Genomic DNA, 17,634 nt, shown 5'->3' on the forward strand with positions numbered 1-17,634 from the left:
GAGCGGCCGGCGCAAGGCCGCCAGGGCGGCTCAGAACGCGGAGTGGGCGAACCAGTGGGCCAGCAGATCCCGGTCGCCGAGCAGCTGGAAGGCGTCGTCCTGCTGGTCCAGGCGGCCGTAGAGCAGGAGGTGGAGGTCCGAGGCCGTTCCCCGGACCGTGGCGTCCGCCGTGCCCGGCTCGGCGGGGTCAGCCGCCAGGGCGAAGCCGTCAGGATGCAATCCGACGAGCCACTCGCCGTCGCCGTCGGTACAGCTGAAGTGGATGGTCCGGTCAGGGGCGCGCAGCTGGGTGGTCAGTGGCGCGAAGGAGGAGGCGAACGGCAGGTTGGTGAGGAACTCGTCGATGCCGTCGACCGCCAGTACGCGGTCGACGTCCGGGGCGAGTCCTAGTGCGAGTTGGGCATCGACCCGGTGGACGAGGGTCTCGAAGAGCATGCGACGGACCCAGAAACGGGCGTGCTGGTCGACCCCCCAGGCCCACATCGGAGTGTCCGGGTCGGTGGCGGCGAACACCTCGGCGGCCTCCGCCGCGCCCGCGGCCAGCCAGTCCGGGAGGTCGCCGGGGTGGTCGGGCAGGCGCAGGTCCACCTCGCGGCGGGTCGGCGGCTGCTGGATGCGGCGACGCAGCAGCTCGCTGAACCAGCGGTGCACGCTGCCGACGTGCTGCGTGAGGTCGGCCAGGGTCCAGCCGGGGCAGGTCGGCACCGGGCTGGAGAGGTCGCGCGCCGTGACGGTGGCGACGAATGCGGCGGCCTCGGCTGCGACGGCCGCTCCGTGCTGGGCGGGGGTCATGGGGTGCCCTTCTTCGGGTGGTGCTGCCCCCGGGATGGCGAGGGTAATTGAAGAGATGGATGATTGAGGCCCTTAAATAATCGCTGGCGACGGTATTGCGCGGGCCGTGATGATGTCAACTCCGGACACCGTCCTCCGCCCGGTGGTCGCAACCGTGTGCCCGGCTTCTGGTGGGGCTCGTGCCGAACGCCTACCGACCGGCGGCTGGGTGCCGCTGCTGATCCCACGCTGATCCGCTGCTGGCCCGCGGGAGCGTCGAAGCTGTCACCGCCGCCGGGACCGGGCCGCCCATTGGCCCTGGACGTACGGGTCGGCTTCCGGGGCGTACGGGCCACCGTGCGTGGTGAGGTGTTCCTCGATGCGCTCCCACTCGGCCACGACGGCCGGGGCGGCGCCTGCCTCGCGAGCCGACTCCAGGGCGGCCTCGGCCTGGTGGTGGTGCATGCCCGTGGCCTCGGCCCGTACCCGGTCGCGGACCTCCCGCTCGCCCGGGGCGGGATCGTGCGGCTCGTGCGCCGCCTCGACGGCGGCCTCGTCCGGGTGCCCGGTCATGTGCTGCTCCCCCCCTAGCGGTACTGCCACTGCCTTCCTCCTGCCCGGTCCCGGCACGCACACACGCCCGGGACGCAGCACCCCCCGTACCGGCCGGAACCCACCGCCGTCACGCCCCGGGCACGCGGTGGACCGCGTCCGCCTCCGCCGCGGGGGCCCGGCAGGGCGGCGCGCACCGGGTGCGACGCCGCGCCGGTGCTGCTGCCGGTCCCCCGCGCAGCCATCAGTGCGGCACGGGCAGCCCCTGTGCGAAGCCGCCGTCGACGGCCAGCTCGACGTTCGTGGTGAACGTCGCGTCCGCGGCCAGGAACAGGGCGGCCGTGGCGACCTCCTCCACCGTGCCGTTGCGGCGCAACGGGGTGGTCTCGTTGCCCTGCTCCTCGAACTCTCGGCGCTCCTCCTCGGTCAGACCGGCCACACCCATGGTGGGCGTCTTGATGAAGCCCGGGGCCACGGCGTTCACCCGGATCCGCCGGGGGAGCAACTCGGCGGCCAGGACGTGGGCGAACGCCCGCACCGCTTCCTTCGACGCCGAGTAGGCGCTCAGGCCGGGGAAGACCACGTCGTTGACGACGGTCGTGAAGACGATCGACCCGCCGTCGCGGAGCAGCGGTGCGAGTGCCTGCACCGTGAAGAAGGAGCCTTTGGTGTTGACGGCGAAGTGCCGGTCCCAGGCCGCCTCGGTGACTTCCGCCAGCTCCGCGAACGCGGCGACGCCGTGGTTGACGAACAGGTGGTCGACGCGGCCGAGGCGCTCCTGCACGGTGTCGGCGAGTGCCGCGATGTCTGCCATGCTCGCCGCGTCGGACCGCACGACATGGGCCGGCCGGCCCTTGAGCCGGGTCCGGGCCTCCTCCAGGTTCTTTTCGTTGCGGCCGGTCAGCAGGACCTCTGCCCCTCCGTCGAGGAGTGCTTCGACGATGGCCAGCCCCATGCCGTGGGTGCCGCCCGTGACGACCGCCTTGGTGCCCGTGAACTTGCCGGTGTCGCTCATGTGGTTCCCAGTCCTTCCGGTGCTCTGTCGGTTGAGGGGGGCCGACCGTTCGGCCCCCGGCGACAACCACGGTGCGCGAGCGGACTTGCGGAACTCCTGCGGTACCCGTGCGCTCGGGTCGTTCTCCTTCGGTTTCCTTGCGGACGTCCTTCAACTCGGCCGGCAGGGCCGGGAGGAGCGGTCCTGCGGAACCGTGTCGCCTAGGCTGGTCGGATGCGTTTCGGTGTACTCGGCCCCCTGGTCGTGTGGACGGCCGACGGCCACCCGGTGGCGGTGCCCGAGGCGAAGGTCCGCGCGCTCCTGGCGCGGCTGCTGGTGGCCTCCGGGGAAGTGGTGTCGGCGGAGCGGCTGGTGGAGGACCTGTGGGCGGGTCGGAGCGTCCCGGCCCGCCCGGTGAACTCCCTCCACACGCTGGTGTCCCGGCTCCGCAGGGCCCTCGCCGCAGCCGGCGGTGAGGAAGCGGTGCTGCGCCGACCGCCGGGCTATGCCCTCCCCCTGGACCCCGGCACCGTGGACGCCGGCCGGTTCGCCGCCCTCGCGGACCGCGCCCGCCTGCAGGACGATCTGCGGCAGCGGGCCGCTCTGTACGCCGAGGGGCTGGGCCTGTGGCGCGGGCCGGCCTTGGCGGACTTCGCCGACGAGCCGTTCGCCGCAGCCGCCGCGGCCGGCCTGGAGGAGCAGCGGCTCCTGGTGGTGGAGGAACTCGCCGGGACGCGGGTGCAGTTGGGTGATTTCGGCGAGGCCGCCAGCGACGTCGCGGATGCTGCCCGTGCGCACCCGTTGCGCGAGCGGCTGCGCGCGGTGCAGATGCGGGCCCTGTACGGAGCCGGCCGGGTCGACGAGGCGCTGGAGGTCTACCAGGACGTACGCGGGCGGCTCGCCGAGGAGCTGGGCATCGAGCCCGGTCACGAACTTGCCCGGCTGCACCAGCAGGTCCTGCGGCGGACCCCGGGGCTCGCGCAGCTCCCGGACCTGCCGGAGCCGGAACGGACCGGGCTGCCGTCCTCCGGCCCGGCGCCGGTCGCGACCCGGGCCGACGTACGCGCGACGCCGCCGCGGGCGGACGTGCACGCCGTACCACCGCGGCGTACGAACCTGCCCGCTGCCCCGCTCTCCGGCTTGGTCGGCCGCGACGGGGACGTGGCGGACGTCAGGGCGCTGCTGGCCGTCACCCGGCTGGTGACCTTGACGGGGGCGGGTGGAGTGGGCAAGACCCGGCTCGCCCTGGAGGTGGCGCGCGGACTCGTGGACGATCAGCCCGACGGCGTGTTGCTGGTCGAACTGGCCGGGCACGCCAGGCCTGCGGAGGCGGACGGGCCGGGAGCCGTGGACCTTCTGGCCGAGGTGGTCGCCGCTGCCCTCGGCGTACGCGACGCGTCGCCCCACCACCTCGGCCCGCGCGAGGCGGAGGCCGCTCAGCAGTCGGAGTGGTCCCTGCCGGCCGGACGCCGAGGGGCTCCGGCACGCCGGCTGGCCGAGGCCCTGAGCCACCGCCGACTCGTGCTCGTCCTCGACAACTGCGAGCACGTCGTGGAGGAGGCCGCCTTCCTCACCCGGGGGCTGCTCAGCGCCGCACCCGGGTTGCGGGTCCTCGCCACCAGCCGTGAACCCCTGGCCCTGAGTGGCGAACAGCGGTGGCCGGTCGGACCGTTGGCGTTGCCGGGCCCTCGGGCGACCGCGGCCGAGGTGCTGCGGAGCGACGCGGTCCGGCTGTTCGAGGCCCGCGCGGCCGAGGCCTCCCCCGGCTTCACGCTCCGCGAGAGCGATGCCGCGGCGGTGGCGGCCGTGTGCCGCCGCACGGACGGCATCCCACTCGCCCTGGAGCTGGCGTCCACCCGGGTGCGCACCCTCGGCCTCACCGGGATGGCCGAACGGCTCGACGACCGCTTCGGCTTGCTGACCGGCGGCCCTCGGGACGCCCCGCGCCGGCAGCAGACCCTCAGGTCCGTGATCGACTGGAGCTGGGACCTGCTGACCGCGGCCGAGCGGATCGTACTGCGCCGCCTGGCCGTCCACGCCGACGGCTGCACCCTGGAAGCGGCGGAAGCGCTGTGCCCGACCGCCGGAGTGAAACGGGGCGAGGTGCTGGACCTGCTGGCCCGTCTGGTGGACCGCAACCTGGTCGTCGCCCAGGTCGACGGGGCCGGCCCGCCCCGCTACCGCCTGCTGGAGTCGGTGACCGCCTACTGCGTGGAGCGGATGGAGGAACGCCCGACCCACGGCTCCGGGTCCGATGCGGGCACCGGGCCCACGGAGTACGAAGAACTGCGCCGTGCCCACGCGCAGCACTACACGCGTCTGGCGGAGGAGGCCGACCCCTCGCTGCGCGGCCCGGAACAGGAGCGGTGGCTGGAGGTCCTGGATGCCGAGACGGCCAACTTCCGCTGCGCCCTGGACTGGGCGCTGACGGCCGGCGACGCCCGACTGGCACGGCGGCTGGCGGGCGCGCTGACGTGGTACTGGTTCCTGCGCGGGCGGCTGGGCGAGGCCGGCAGGGCGACGGCTGCGGCACTCGCCCTGCCGTGGCCGCCCGGCACCGACGCCGACCCGGACGGTTACCTCCTCGCCGCCCGGCAGCGCGCGTTGGACCTGCTGTCGGGCGCGCCGGCCCCCGTCTGCGGCAACCGCCCGGCCGACGACGCCACCCGGACCGCGCCGACCGACCGGCCCCCCGGTGGCGGAGGGCCCCCAGGACCAGAAGGGCGCGAGCGGTCCGTGTCGTCCGTGCGGTCCGTGCGGCCCGAGGGATACGGGAGCGGGAACCGGGCGGAGCGGGCCCGTTCCCTGTGGTTCCTCGGCCATGCCACCACCCTCTTCAGCGCCATGGAGGCCGGCGAGGACCTGGTGCACGCGGCGCTGGAGGAGTTCCGGGCCCTGGACGACGACTGGGGCGTGGCCGCCGCCTTGACCGTACGGGCCGTCCAGCGCTCCGTGCGCGGCGAGCTGGCCGCTGCCCGGGGCGACGGGGAAGAAGGACTGCGGCTGTTCCGGAGGACCGGCGACCGGTGGGGGCAGCTGCAGGCAGGAGCCGTCCTGGGCCGGCTGGCCGAAGCCGCGGGCGACTACGCGACGGCCGGGGCCCGGCACGCCGAGGGCTTGCAGATATCCGAGGACCTCGGGTTGTGGACGGAGGCGTCCGTACGGCGTGCCGCACTGGGCAGGATCGCCCTGCTCCGCCAGGACTATCGCCTCGCGGACCTCCTGCACCGGCAGGCACGGCAACTGGCCGTCGAACAGGGCGACCGGCCGGCGCAGGAGATCGCAGAGGTCGGCCTGGCGCTGAGCGCCCGCCGCCAGGGCCGACCGGAGGAGGCCGAGACCCGCCTCCGTCCGTGGCTGGAGTGGAACCGGAAGCTCGCGACGGCCACCGGCACCGCACTGGTACTCGCCGAACTCGGCTTCGCCGCCGAACAGCGCGGGGACGCTGCTGCTGCCCTCGCGCTGCACCGGGAGGGCCTGGCCGCGGCCCGCAGGACGAACGACCCGCGCGCCGTCGCCCTCGCCTTCGAAGGTTTGGCGGGGGCCCACGTCCGTGCGGGTCGGCCGGGCCGCGCAGCGCGTCTCCTGGCGGACGCCGCCCGGCTGCGTGCCTCCGTCGGGGCGCCGCTGCCACCCGCCGAACGCGGCGACGTCGACCGCATCACCGCCGCCCTCCACGCCGAGCAGGCCCGCACCGGGTGATCCCGCCCCGGCCCGTCCCCCTCCCGGGGACGGCACGGAGCGGGGCCGTTCACCGTTCGTGGTCCGGCACGCCGCCCGCCGAACACGCCGGGAGGCTGACCATCACACCCGAAACGTCCTGTTACCTTCCTGTTCGTACGCAGAGGGACGACGGAAGGGCACCCGTGGACGGCGGCTCGAACACCACGCACCACGGCAGCGGACGGCGCGCCTACATCGGTTCCTTCACGACGGGTGGCGGTCCTGGCATCGTCGTCGCGGACGTGGACCACGACACCGGGACGCTGACCCCGTTCGCGGCGGTCAACGGCTTCGACAACCCGTCCTGCCTGGCACTCGCCCCCGACGGGCGGGTGCTGTACGCGGTGAGCGACTGCGACGACGGCCTCGCGGTGGCGTACCGGCCCACGGCCGGCGGCCTCGCCCTGCTCGGCCGGCCCGTCCCGGTCGGCGGCCGCGGACCGACCCATCTGTGCCTGACGGGCAACCGGCTGCTGACCGCCCATTACGCCTCCGGCAGTGTGAGCAGCCTGCCCCTCGCGAACGACGGCAGCCCGGCCCACTCACCCTCCGTCCTCGCCCACCGGGGCTCCGGCCCCGACCCGGACCGGCAGAGCGGGCCCCACGCCCACCAGGTCCTGCCCGACCCGTCCGGGCGCTGGGTGCTGAGCGTCGACCTCGGCACCGACTCCGTACGCGTCTGCTCGCTCGACGCGGGGACCGGCGCGCTGCGCGTCCACACCGAAACGGCCCTGCGGGCGGGGAGCGGACCGCGGCAGCTCGTCTTCCACCCGGACGGTGGCGTCGGCTACGTCGTGCACGAGCTCGTGCCGCAGCTGACCGTCTGCCGGTGGGATCCGGCCGCCGGGCGGCTGACGCCCGTCGGCGAGGTGCCGCTGGGCTCGCCGGGCGCGCCCGACGAGGTACGCGAGTACCCCTCGGTGGGGGTGGTCTCCCGCGACGGGCGGTTCCTCTGGGTGGCCGTGCGCGGCACCGACCTCATCGTCACGCTGTCGTTGGCGGACGGCCCCGAGGAGCCGCGGCTCACGGACACCACGGCGTGCGGGGGCAACTGGCCGCGGGACCTGGTGGTCGACCCGTCCGGTGCCCGCCTCTACGTCTCCAACGAGTGGTCGGGCAACGTCACGTGGTTCGAGGCGGACCCGCTGACCGGCCGGCTGCAGCGCTCCGGCCATGTGGACGTCCCGGCCGCCGCCTGCGTCGTACTCGCCTGACGCCGCACTGGACGGTCGGCCACTCGGCATCCCGGAGGGCCACGCAAGCGCCGGCCCCCGACGCGGTGGACGTCGAGGGCCGGGGGTGCGACCGGGTCAGGGCTTCTTGCGGCGGCTGCGCGCCGAGTCCGCGACTCCGCGGGCCTGCTCCTCGGCCTTGCCCGCGGTCTCGCGCACCTTGCCTTCGACCTGGTCCATCTTGCCTTCGGCTTCCATCCGCTCGTTGCCGGTCACTTTGCCGGCGGCTTCCTTTGCCTTGCCCTTGGCCTGCGCCATCTTGCCCTTGGCCTTCTCAGCCATGAAGAGTCTCCTCCTGGAAGAACGCGCTTACGCCCACAAACTATGCGAGATCGGACGGCTTCGCGCGCCGAGGCGGGGAGCCCGGGCGCGGAGGGAGGGGCATCCGCGGAGAGGTCCGTCGCACCGGGACTCCACCGCACCCGGCCCGCCGCGCCGGCCCTCAGGGCGTGGCACGGTCGTCCGGGCGCCAGGACGTCGCGTCGGCGTCGGCCCGGCCTCCCGCTCCCAGCAGGCCCGTGGACCGCAGGTCCTCCCCGGCCTCCAGCCCTGGGAGTTCGCGGCGGGCCACGCGCGTCACCAGGGGCGGCAACCCAACCCGCGCGAGCTGCACCGCCCGCAGCCAGGACGGTACGTACACGGCGGGGGACCGCCGTTCGACCCCCGTCACCAGCCGACGGGCCACGGGGCCGACCGGGTGGATGCGGCGTGCCGGGGCGGGCATGTGCGCGCGGAGTTCCCGCAGCGCCGGCTGCCGGTCGGCGCCCTCGACCATGTCGGTGTCGGTCCAGTTGATGTACGCGATCCCGACGTCCACCCCGTGGTGCGCCACCTCGGCCCGCAACGCGTGGGCGAATGCCTCGACGCCCGCTTTGGAGGCGCAGTAGGCGCTCATCATCGGAGCCGTGCTGAAGGACGCCAGGGAGGCCACCTGCAGCAAGTACCCGTGAGTTTGCCGCAGCGCGGGCAGGAACACGCGCGCCGTCGTAGCGCTGCCGGTCAGGTTGACGTCGATCACCCGCCGCCAGGTCGCGAAATCGGAGGTGGCGAAGAGTCCCGCCTCGGCGATACCGGCGTTGGCGATGACGACGGAGGGCGGGCCGAAACGCGCGGTGATCTCGTCGGCGACGAGCATCATGGCGGCTTCGTCGGTGACGTCGGCCTCCCAGTACGCGGTGAGGGGGCCGAGTCGTGCCGCGACCCGGTCGAGCACCTCCCGTTCGTGCCCCACCAGGGCCGTCCGCGCCCCGCGACGCACGAGCTCCCCCGCCAGGGCGGCACCCAGCCCCCGCGCCGCCCCGGTGACCACGGCCACCCTGCCGTGCAGCGGACTTCTGGACCGCATCGACCGCATCGACCGCACCGGCCTCATGGACCGCATGGATCGTATGGACCGCATCCGCATTCCACCTCCCGCCGGGTCGCCGCGGCCACCGATGCACCGGGTTGTGGCTCACTGGTGCTCCTGTTTCCGGCTCCTACCCCGTTCCGGCGGCGGAAACGGACGGGCGCGGGCGTCGGCGGCCCGGCCCCGTTCCGGGGGCCACCGCCCGCCGGTGACGGGGGCCGCCGCAGGCGATTGCGGCCGCCGCTTCCGGGCAGCCGCCGCACATGAGTGATGACACCGCTGTGGAATGGGCCCCGTACTGGATGAAGACGGCGCCGCTGCCGCCGCGCCCCGCCCTCGACGGGCGGGTGGAGGCGGACGTCGCCGTCATCGGCAGCGGCATCGCCGGGCTGAGCACCGCCTGGGAACTGGCCCGCGCCGGCCGCGACGTCATCGTGCTCGAAGCACGACGGTCCGCGTCGGGCGTCACCGGGCACACGACGGGCAAGCTCACCGCACTGCACTCGGCGGTCTACGGGAAACTGCGCGGCTCCCACGGCGAGGAAGCCGCGGCGCAGTACGCGCGGTCCCACAGCGCTGCCCTCACGCACGTGCGGGAGACGGTCGTCGCGCTGGGGATCGACTGCGGCCTCGAAGACCGGCCCGCGTTCACCTACTGTGAGGACGAGGACGGCGTCGCGGACCTGCGTGCCGAGGCCGAGGCCGCTCGGGCGGCCGGCCTCGACGCATCGTTCGTGACGGAAACGGGCCTTCCCTATCCGGTGGCCGGCGCGGTGAAAGCCCTCGACCAGGCGCAGTTCCACCCCCTGCAGTACCTGGGGGGCCTCGCGTCCGACCTGACCGCACGCGGGGGCCGCATCTTCGAGCACACGAGGGTCACCGGTCTCGGCCGCGGTGCACCCCACCACCTGACCACTGCCTCCGGAGCGACCGTCACGGCGGACACCGTGGTGGTGGCCACCCACCACCCGCTGTTCGACCATGCGCTGCTGGCCACCCGGCTCACCCAGCACCGCGACCTCGTCATCGCGGGCGTGGTGCCCGGGGAGGCCGACCCGGGGGGCATGTACATCACCCGCGAGGGCGGCACCCGCTCGGTGCGCACGGCCACGCACGAGTCCAGTGGAAGACTGCTGATCGTGTCAGGTGAGGCCTTCACCCCCGGCTCGGACGAGGACATCACCGTCCGCTACCGGCGGTTGGCGGCCTGGGCGCAGGAGAGGTTCCCCGATCTCGTGATCACCCACCGGTGGGCCGCCCAGGACAACGCCTCGACCGACACCGTCCCGTTGATCGGCCCGCTGCCGGCCGCGGGCGAGCGGGTGTACGTGGCCACCGGCTTCGGCGGCTGGGGCATGACGGGCGGAGTACTCGCCGGCCGGCTGCTCACCTCCCTCATCGAAGGCTCGCCCGAGCCATGGGCGGGCCTCTACGATCCGGGCCGGATCGGCCCGGTCGTGCGCGAGGCGGCGGCTTTCCTCAAGGCGCAGTGGGACGCGGGGAGGCACGCCGTGCAGGACCGGCTGCGGACCCTGGGCGACGGCACCCGCGGCTCCGTGGCCGATCTGGTGCCCGGGGAGGGGACCGTGGTCCGGTCGGGCGGGCACCCGTACGCGGTCCACCGCGATGACGCCGGCCGGCTGCACGCCGTCTCTGCCGTATGCACCCACATGGGGTGTCTCGTCGCCTTCAACAATGCGGAGCGGACCTGGGAGTGTCCCTGCCACGGCTCGCGGTTCACGGTCGACGGCAGCGTTCTCCAGGGCCCCGCCCTGGAGGGACTGGAACCGAAGGATCCCGATTCCTTCGGCTAGAGCGGCTACAGCGTAGGGCTCGCGTAGGGCTGGGCCGTCCCCCGAACGGCCCCCTGCCGCGGGCCCGAGCGCCTGGGCGACGGACAGCGGCTGGGCGAGGGCCCGGCCGGGCCTCCCGACGGGCAGGCCGCGGCCCAGCATCCGCCTTCCGCCTCGCCCCGCCGCGGGCGACCACCCGCGGCAGGGCAGCGGAAGCCGGAGCCGACCGGTGTCAGACCTCGCCCCGCCACTGACCCGTCGGCATGCCGCGCTCTTCGATGAAGTGCTTGAACCGCTTCAGATCGCCCTTGACCTGCCGGTCGACGAAGCCGAGCTTGTCACCGATGGTCTCAGCCATCCCCTCGGGGTCGAAGTCCATCATCAGAGTGACCCGCGTGTGCGAAGGGTCGATCGGCTCGAAGGTCACCACACCCGACTGCTCCGTCTGGCCACCGATCGTCACCCACGCAACCTTTTCGTCAGGCACCTGCTCGGTGATCTCCGCATCGAACTCCCGTTCCACGCCGGCGATCTTCGTCACCCAGTGCGTCAGGGTGTCCGTGCGCTGATCGATCCGCTCCACCCCGTCCATGAACTGGGGGAACGACTCGAACTGCGTCCACTGGTCGTACGCGGTCCGAACCGGTACGTCCACGGCGATGGATTCCTTGACATGCGACACAACAGACCTCCTTGCTCCGATGATCGCGGGCGGCCGCGCACAGCGGCGGCAGCGCAACCGCCCCCTCCGCTCGCGCCTGCCCGGGCATCCCCCTCCCATGCACACGCGACGCCCGATTCCGCCGGCTGGCGCTACGGCGTGCACAACGGCCTGCGCAGCACGCCGCACCGTGCCGCACGGGGCGCCCACCGCCCGGGCCGCGCAGCTGGGCATCCGGCCGGCGCCCGCCGCCGCGTTGCGGCCTGCGGCTCGTCACGCCCCTGAGCACGCCCTTGAGCCGCGCAGGGACCTGGTGGAGGTGCACTGGGTCGCCGCTCTGCGGCCTGACCCCCCGTCAACTCGCCCACGTGACGGTCGTCCCGGTCACCGCTGTCGCCGCCCTCGCCGCGGTCGCTTCCCGGCCGTGTCCGCGCGTCGTGAACCTGCTCGCCCGACCGCCTCGGTACCGCCGTCGGGGCACCGCTCGCGAGCGCCGCGCTATGCCTTCGCGCCGCCTCCCGCGACGACGCGCAGGGTGCGGACGGAGGAGTCGGCCGCGTCGGGGATCAGTACGCCGTGCTCGACGCCGCTGCGCAGGTAGTCCAGCACCTCGTCGGTGATCACCTCGCCGGGCGCTATCACGGGCACGCCCGGTGGATAGGGGCTGATCAGCTCCGCGGAGATCCGACCTGCGGCCCGCTCCGCCGGAACGTGCTCGGCAGGGGCGAAGAACGCCTCCCGCGGCAGCAGTGCCTGCTCCAGCTCCAACGCCGGAGGAGCGGGGAGGTCCACCGGCGGCTGTGACTCCATGGAGTCGGCCCCTTCGACGAGGGCGCGCAAGGCCGTCACCAGCCGCTCCTCCGTCTCGGCGTCGTCGGCGTGCGTGATGGAGACGCTCATGCGGCAGCTGTCCGAGCCGCCGAGGTCGACGTGCCGGTGGGTGCGCAGCCATTCGGCTGCCTGCATTCCGCTGACGCCCAACTCCCGTACGTCGACCACGATCTTCAGCAGGTCGAGGTCGGCGGCCAGCCCGGACCGCACGACCTGGCGGTCCATCAGCCGCAAGCCGGGCATGTCGTCGATCGCGGCGCGGATGCGTTGCGCGCGGCGCAGCGCCGCGTCCAGCAGTTCGCGGCCGTGTTCGGCCATCTGGCGGCGCCAGCCGTCCAGTGTGGCGTAGACGAGGGTGGAGGCACTGGTGGTGGCCAGCAGGTCCTCCCGCTGCTTGAGCACCTCGGGCGAGACCCGGTCGTACTGGAGGTGGAAGACCGAGCTCTGCTCGATCGCGCCGCCCATCTTGTGGACGCTCGCGACGACCAGGTCCGCCTCGTGGTCCATGCCCCACGGCGGCAGGTCCGGATGGAAGGGCAGGTGGGCGCCCCACGCCTCGTCGACGATGAGCGGGACGTCGAAGTCGTGGCAGGTCCGGGCCACCCCCCGGACGTCCGCGCAGGTTCCCCATTCGGTGGGGGTGACGAGGAGCATGCCCTTGGCGTCGGGGTGTTCCTCGAGACGACGGCGTACGTCGTCCGGCTCGGGCGGGTGGGCGAGGTGTCGCTCCGCATCGAACTTCGGGTGCACCCAGATCGGCTCGACGCCGTTGATGATGACCCCCGCGATCACGGACTTGTGGGCGTTGCGGGACAGGAGGAGTTTCTCGCCGGGCCCGGCGACGGCCAGCATGGCCGTCTTGACGGACAGGGAGCTGCCGCAGGTGGAGAAGAACGCGTGCTCGGCGCCGACCGCCTCGGCCATCAGCTGCTGTGCCTGGTCGAGCACCCCCCGGGACTGTCGCCGGTCATCGAGCCCGTTGAGCACGAGCACGTCGGAACGGAACACGTCGATGCCCACGGTTTGGGCCACCCGAGGGTCCGCACCCCGGCCCTGCTTGTGCCCGGGCGGCCCGTACACCACGTCGTTCCGTCGGCGGAACTGCTCCAAGGCCTCCAGTACCGGGGCACGTGACTGGTCCATCGATCGCTCCTCTCATGGCGCCGTCGGTCGGCTTGGGCGTCAAGCGCCGGGCGCCGAGGCGCCGCAACGGCTGATCGGGCTTTCCCGACGTGTTGCCGCGAACCGCCTGCGGAAACGCGGCCGCCTTCGTCAGCCGTCGGGAACGCGGCGTCATCGGCCTCCCACTCGGGCCGGGACGCATCAGGGGACGGGGGCCCACGAGGCACGCAGCAGTCCCTCGTACCGGGCCACGGAGGCGTGGCTGTCGGCGATCACCGTGTAGCGCCAGGTCAGACCGTCCGGGGGGACGTCGGCGTAGAGGACGACTCCTTCTCCCCGGGCCGGGTCGTAGGCGATCCGCTCGGCGCACAACCGGTCCACGGCCTCGTCGAAACCGTACCGGCGCGGCGTCCGCACCGTGCCGGTCGCCCAGGCCGCCGCGGAGGCCCCGGCGTTGGCGGCGAGTCGCGCCACCATGGCGTACGGGGTGGTGGTGGCGGTGCGCCGGACGTTGCTCTCGCCGGCGAAGAGCTCACCACCGGCCGACACCATCGCGTCGAGGCTGAAGGGTCCGGCGTACCCGTGCGCGGCCAGGTGACGGCCCAGGGCCATGCCCCACCTCTCCAGCGTCGGCCCGTTCTCCTGCAACGGGGCCGGCAACGGCGACAGATAGCCCGCGAAGGTGCCCCCGAGGGTCCGCATCTCACCGCTGAACACCGGCCGCGGCCCCGCCGGCCCGGTCACCATCTGGATGCTCACCGCACGTGCCACGTCGACGCGCTCCTCGACGACCCACAAGCCCTCCGCACCTCCCACCGCCGGGAGGTCCTCCAAGGACGCGGCCCCGGCCGCCGCCGAGAGGAAGCGCAGGCCGTGGCCCCCTGCGGACCTGTCGGGTTTGACCACCACCTGCTCGTGCACGCGCAGCAGCTCCCCCATGGCGTCCGCCAGCCCTTCGCGGCGGCAGACACGACCGTCCGGAAGCCGCATTCCCAGTCCGGCCGCCGTGTTCCGGAAGACCGCTTTGGTGTTGAGCGACCTGGTGATCCCCAGCGCCGCTTCCGCCGCCTCCGCAGAGGGGTACGGCGCCACCGGCACCCCGAGCCCCCGCGCGAGCGCCACCGCCGGAGCGTCCAGCGCGGTGGGCAGCACCGCGCCCGCGTCACGGCCTTCGGACGCCTTCCGCACGGCTCGGACCACTTCCGGCAGCGCGGCGCATCCGCTCACCGTCTCGAAGGCCCGTGCCAAAACGACCACCGCCACCGATTCCGGGGGGACCCCGGTCAGGCCGCAGGCGTACCGCAAGAACGCCTCACCGACGGGCACCGGGCTCACCAGTACGTCGCCGGGGCGCAGCACCCACACTTCCCGCGGCGCCAGCTCGGCCCACGCCCTCAGCACGTGACGCTGGGCCAGGTCCACCGCGAGGTCGGAGACGAGGTTCGCATAGACGATCAAGAGCTGCGCTCCTCCCGAGGAGGGGGCCGCACGGCACGGCGGCCCGAGCCGCCCCACACTGCCGAAGCCGCGCCACCCGGCAGGCGAGGCACCCCGTCCGGCCACGAACAAGAGCACGTGGGGGTGAACCCGGTGGACTCGCTTCCGTCCGTTTCTGCCACGCGACTACCCCTCGGCCCGGCCTTCACTCCGACCGGCGTCCGCCGGCCTGAAGGGGGGCCCGGGAGCACCGTCGAAGCGTCGCGCGGTGATCGGGTTGAGCCCCGCACGCTCGGGAAGGCGCCCGGGCACACGGACTGCCACGGCAGTCGCGGTGGCAGCGGGCGTCCGGCAGTCACCGGGAGGCCTGCCGGAGAGGACCGGAGAGGAAAGCAGATGAGCGTGCGCAAGCGCCCGGGCGGCGGAGGCGGGTGGGAGCAGTCGGCCGTCGGCGTCACCGCGGCCCAGGTCCGCGCGCTGTTGGAGCCGACCGGCCGGGACCGCTCCCTGGTGCTGCTGGAGGGGCGCACTCACGTCGTCGCGACGTCCTCGCTGTCGTCGCCGCGCTATGGCGGAGCCATCGAGGTCGTCTCGGGCCGGGACCTCGCCGATGCCCTGCCGTCCGGGCCACCGGCGGAGCAGGACCTCGAAGCGCTGGCGGCACGGCTCGAATCCGTGATCGCTCACCTGGGCGCCTGAATCGGTTCCCGCGCCGGCGCCGGGGGGACCGGGGTCCGGCGTCGCGTGCCGGGGTCCGGCGTCGCCTGCCGGGGTCCGGCGTCGCCTGCCGGAGTCTCGGGCCGGATGCCGGCTGCGTCTAATGCCGGTGCCAGGAGGGTCAGCCCTCGGCGTCCTTCACCCGTACGCGCCTTCGCCACGCCCGGCGGCGCGGCACGGATGGGCGTAGACAGAGGGCGGTGAGCGAAGGGGCCACTGCTCACCGTCACTTCCGCGCGAGGGAATCCGCATGGCAATGACATCGACCGAACCGGTCGCTCCCGTCCCTGCGCCAGGGCGAACGCCGGGACAAGTCGTGGTGACCTGGCTGTCCACCACCGACCACAAGAAGATCGGACACCTGTACCTGATCACCTCGTTCGTCTTCTTCCTGGCGGGAGGGCTGATGGCGCTGGCGATCCGGGCCGAGTTGGCCCGGCCGGGGACCCAGATCCTCTCCAACGAGCAGTACAACCAGGCGTTCACCCTGCACGGCACGATCATGCTGCTGCTCTTCGCCACGCCGACCTTCGCCGGCTTCGCCAATGCGATCATGCCGCTGCAGATCGGGGCGCCGGACGTCGCCTTCCCCCGGCTGAACATGCTGTCGTACTGGCTGTTCCTCTTCGGCGGCATCATCGCCTTCGCCGGGCTCCTCACCCCGCAGGGCGGCGCGGACTTCGGCTGGACGGCATACACGCCGCTCAGCGACGTGGAACGCAGCCCCGGCATCGGCTCCGACATGTGGATCATGGGGCTGGTGATGGGTGGTTTCGGCACGATCCTGGGAGCGGTGAACTTCGCCACGACGATCATCTGCATGCGGGGGCCCGGGATCACCATGTTCCGGATGCCGATCTTCACCTGGAACGTGCTGCTGACCTCGGTGCTGGTGCTGTTCGCGTTCCCCGTGCTGGCCGCGGCGCTGCTGGTGCTGGAGTCCGACCGGAAGTTCGGCTCCCACGTCTTCGACCCGGCCAATGGTGGCCCCCTGCTGTGGCAGCACCTGTTCTGGTTCTTCGGTCATCCCGAGGTGTACATCATCGCCCTGCCGTTCTTCGGGATCATCACCGAGATCCTGCCCGTGTTCTCCCGCAAGCCGATCTTCGGCTACATCGGCCTCGTCGCCGCGACGATCGCCATCGCCGGGCTGTCGGTGACGGTGTGGGCCCACCACATGTTCGCCACCGGGGCCGTGCTCCTGCCCTTCTTCTCCTTCATGACGTTCCTCATCGCCGTCCCCACGGGGGTGAAGTTCTTCAACTGGATCGGCACCATGTGGAAGGGCTCCCTCTCGTTCGAGACACCCATGCTCTGGTCCATCGGCTTCCTCGTGACGTTCTTGTTCGGCGGGCTGACCGGCATCATCCTCGCGTCGCCGCCAATGGACTTCCAGGTCACCGACACCTACTTCGTCGTCGCCCACTTCCACTACGTCGTCTTCGGCACCGTCGTCTTCGCCATGTTCGCCGGCTTCTACTTCTGGTGGCCCAAGATGACCGGCACCATGCTCGACGAACGCCTCGGCAAGATCCACTTCTGGACGCTGTTCACCGGCTTCCACGGGACCTTCCTCGTCCAGCACTGGCTCGGTGCCGAAGGCATGCCGCGCCGGTACGCCGACTACCTGGCCGCCGACGGTTTCACCGCACTCAACACCGTCTCCAGCATCGGCGCCTTCCTCCTCGGCCTGTCGACGCTGCCGTTCTTCTACAACGTGTGGAAGACCGCCAAGACCGCGCCCCGTGTCGAGGTCGACGACCCCTGGGGATTCGGGCGCTCCCTGGAATGGGCCACCTCCTGCCCTCCGCCGCGGCACAACTTCGTCACCCTCCCCCGCGTACGCTCCGAATCCCCCGCCTTCGACCTCCACTACCCGGAAATCGCGGCGCTGGAGCGGACCGGCGACGAAGGCGAGCGCGATGCCATCGACCAACCCGGCGCCCGCAAGACCCCCGGTACCGGCCGGGGCCCGGCCGAACGGTAGGCGGCGCGCCCATGGACCGGAAGGAGACCGCGGACGGCCTCGCCCGACTGGAGGCCTACTTGATGAGCCAAACCGCGCTGCAGGAAGCCGCGACGGCGGGCGAGGCGTTCGCCCGCCGCCTCTCCTGGCTCGGCCCCCACGAACAGGACGAGGTCGCCCGCCGATTCGCCGACCACCACCTCGCCCTCCGCAAGCAGATGCTCCGAGCGGTGATCGACCGCGCCCACGAACTCCGCGCCGAATACGGCCACCGGTACGCCGTGCTGCGCCGCCGCACCGTCGCCGTGGCCCTCGCGGCAGTCGTTGCGGTCGCAGGAGCCTCAGCCGGCATCACGGCCCTGCGCTGACCGCACGGCCGCGGGGCACTGGCCCGAACCGTCCCGCGCTCCGCGGCTCTCCGGCTGCCGCACGGCGACGCCACGTGCGCATCGCACTGCACCTCGTTCCCGGGGTGCGGCGGGGTTGA

At 73.1% G+C, this 17,634-nt stretch carries 14 protein-coding genes; 6 read left to right on the plus strand and 8 right to left on the minus strand.

Going from position 1 to position 17,634, the window contains the following annotated elements; all coding sequences use genetic code 11:
- Positions 1-30: 30 nt before the first annotated feature.
- The 3 genes from ACFV7Q_RS20310 to ACFV7Q_RS20320 form a co-directional block, all read right to left on the minus strand.
- Positions 31-792: a maleylpyruvate isomerase family mycothiol-dependent enzyme gene (locus ACFV7Q_RS20310; RefSeq protein WP_385430206.1), complete on the minus strand. Its 762-nt coding sequence runs from the start codon at positions 790-792 to the stop codon at positions 31-33.
- A 264-nt stretch (positions 793-1,056) separates the two neighbouring features.
- Positions 1,057-1,344, minus strand: coding sequence for a hypothetical protein (locus tag ACFV7Q_RS20315; protein ID WP_385430208.1), 288 nt, complete (start codon positions 1,342-1,344; stop codon positions 1,057-1,059).
- Between the two features lie 223 nt (positions 1,345-1,567).
- Positions 1,568-2,338 carry an SDR family oxidoreductase gene (locus ACFV7Q_RS20320; protein WP_385430210.1) on the minus strand — a complete coding sequence of 257 codons (771 nt, stop codon included), beginning with the start codon at positions 2,336-2,338 and terminating at the stop codon, positions 1,568-1,570.
- Positions 2,339-2,551: 213 nt separating this feature from the next.
- On the opposite strand from ACFV7Q_RS20320, the gene ACFV7Q_RS20325 reads away from it, so the two are divergent.
- The gene (locus tag ACFV7Q_RS20325; protein WP_385430212.1) at positions 2,552-6,019 is read left to right on the plus strand and encodes a BTAD domain-containing putative transcriptional regulator; all 3,468 of its coding nucleotides are present in this window, start codon (positions 2,552-2,554) and stop codon (positions 6,017-6,019) included.
- 164 nt (positions 6,020-6,183) lie between these two features.
- Positions 6,184-7,254 carry a lactonase family protein gene (locus ACFV7Q_RS20330; RefSeq protein WP_385430213.1) on the plus strand — a complete coding sequence of 357 codons (1,071 nt, stop codon included), beginning with the start codon at positions 6,184-6,186 and terminating at the stop codon, positions 7,252-7,254.
- Between the two features lie 96 nt (positions 7,255-7,350).
- Here the strand turns inward: ACFV7Q_RS20330 and ACFV7Q_RS20335 are convergent, their stop codons facing one another.
- Both ACFV7Q_RS20335 and ACFV7Q_RS20340 read right to left on the minus strand, forming a co-directional pair.
- Positions 7,351-7,554, minus strand: a complete 204-nt coding sequence (locus ACFV7Q_RS20335) for a CsbD family protein (protein WP_385430215.1) — start codon at positions 7,552-7,554, stop codon at positions 7,351-7,353.
- A 160-nt stretch (positions 7,555-7,714) separates the two neighbouring features.
- Positions 7,715-8,617 (minus strand): SDR family oxidoreductase, encoded by a 903-nt coding sequence (locus ACFV7Q_RS20340; RefSeq protein WP_385430216.1) that lies wholly within the window; start codon positions 8,615-8,617, stop codon positions 7,715-7,717.
- Positions 8,618-8,883: 266 nt separating this feature from the next.
- Between ACFV7Q_RS20340 and ACFV7Q_RS20345 the strand changes: the two genes are divergently transcribed.
- Entirely contained in the window at positions 8,884-10,434 is a 1,551-nt protein-coding gene (locus ACFV7Q_RS20345) for an FAD-dependent oxidoreductase (RefSeq protein WP_385430218.1), read from the plus strand.
- 211 nt (positions 10,435-10,645) lie between these two features.
- Here ACFV7Q_RS20345 and ACFV7Q_RS20350 read toward each other — a convergent pair whose 3' ends face one another.
- From ACFV7Q_RS20350 to ACFV7Q_RS20360, 3 genes are all read right to left on the minus strand, one after another.
- On the minus strand, positions 10,646-11,095 hold the full coding sequence (locus ACFV7Q_RS20350) for an SRPBCC family protein (protein WP_385430219.1): 450 nt from the start codon (positions 11,093-11,095) through the stop codon (positions 10,646-10,648).
- Between the two features lie 477 nt (positions 11,096-11,572).
- Positions 11,573-13,048 carry an aminotransferase class I/II-fold pyridoxal phosphate-dependent enzyme gene (locus ACFV7Q_RS20355; RefSeq protein ID WP_385430221.1) on the minus strand — a complete coding sequence of 492 codons (1,476 nt, stop codon included), beginning with the start codon at positions 13,046-13,048 and terminating at the stop codon, positions 11,573-11,575.
- Between the two features lie 180 nt (positions 13,049-13,228).
- The gene (locus ACFV7Q_RS20360; protein WP_385430223.1) at positions 13,229-14,485 is read right to left on the minus strand and encodes a peptide ligase PGM1-related protein; all 1,257 of its coding nucleotides are present in this window, start codon (positions 14,483-14,485) and stop codon (positions 13,229-13,231) included.
- Positions 14,486-14,860: 375 nt separating this feature from the next.
- Here ACFV7Q_RS20360 and ACFV7Q_RS20365 point away from each other — a divergent pair, with 375 nt between their 5' ends.
- The 3 genes from ACFV7Q_RS20365 (at position 14,861) to ACFV7Q_RS20375 (ending at position 17,515) form a co-directional block, all read left to right on the plus strand.
- A complete protein-coding gene (locus tag ACFV7Q_RS20365) occupies positions 14,861-15,163 on the plus strand; it encodes a hypothetical protein (RefSeq protein WP_385430225.1) in 303 nt (100 codons plus the stop codon).
- Between the two features lie 268 nt (positions 15,164-15,431).
- The gene (ctaD, locus tag ACFV7Q_RS20370) at positions 15,432-17,168 is read left to right on the plus strand and encodes a cytochrome c oxidase subunit I (protein WP_385430226.1); all 1,737 of its coding nucleotides are present in this window, start codon (positions 15,432-15,434) and stop codon (positions 17,166-17,168) included.
- A gap of 11 nt (positions 17,169-17,179) precedes the next feature.
- Positions 17,180-17,515 carry a hypothetical protein gene (locus ACFV7Q_RS20375; RefSeq protein ID WP_385430228.1) on the plus strand — a complete coding sequence of 112 codons (336 nt, stop codon included), beginning with the start codon at positions 17,180-17,182 and terminating at the stop codon, positions 17,513-17,515.
- Positions 17,516-17,634: the final 119 nt, after the last annotated feature.

Origin of the sequence: Streptomyces sp. NPDC059851 (genome assembly GCF_042732005.1) — a bacterium.
GTDB lineage: Bacteria > Actinomycetota > Actinomycetes > Streptomycetales > Streptomycetaceae > Streptomyces.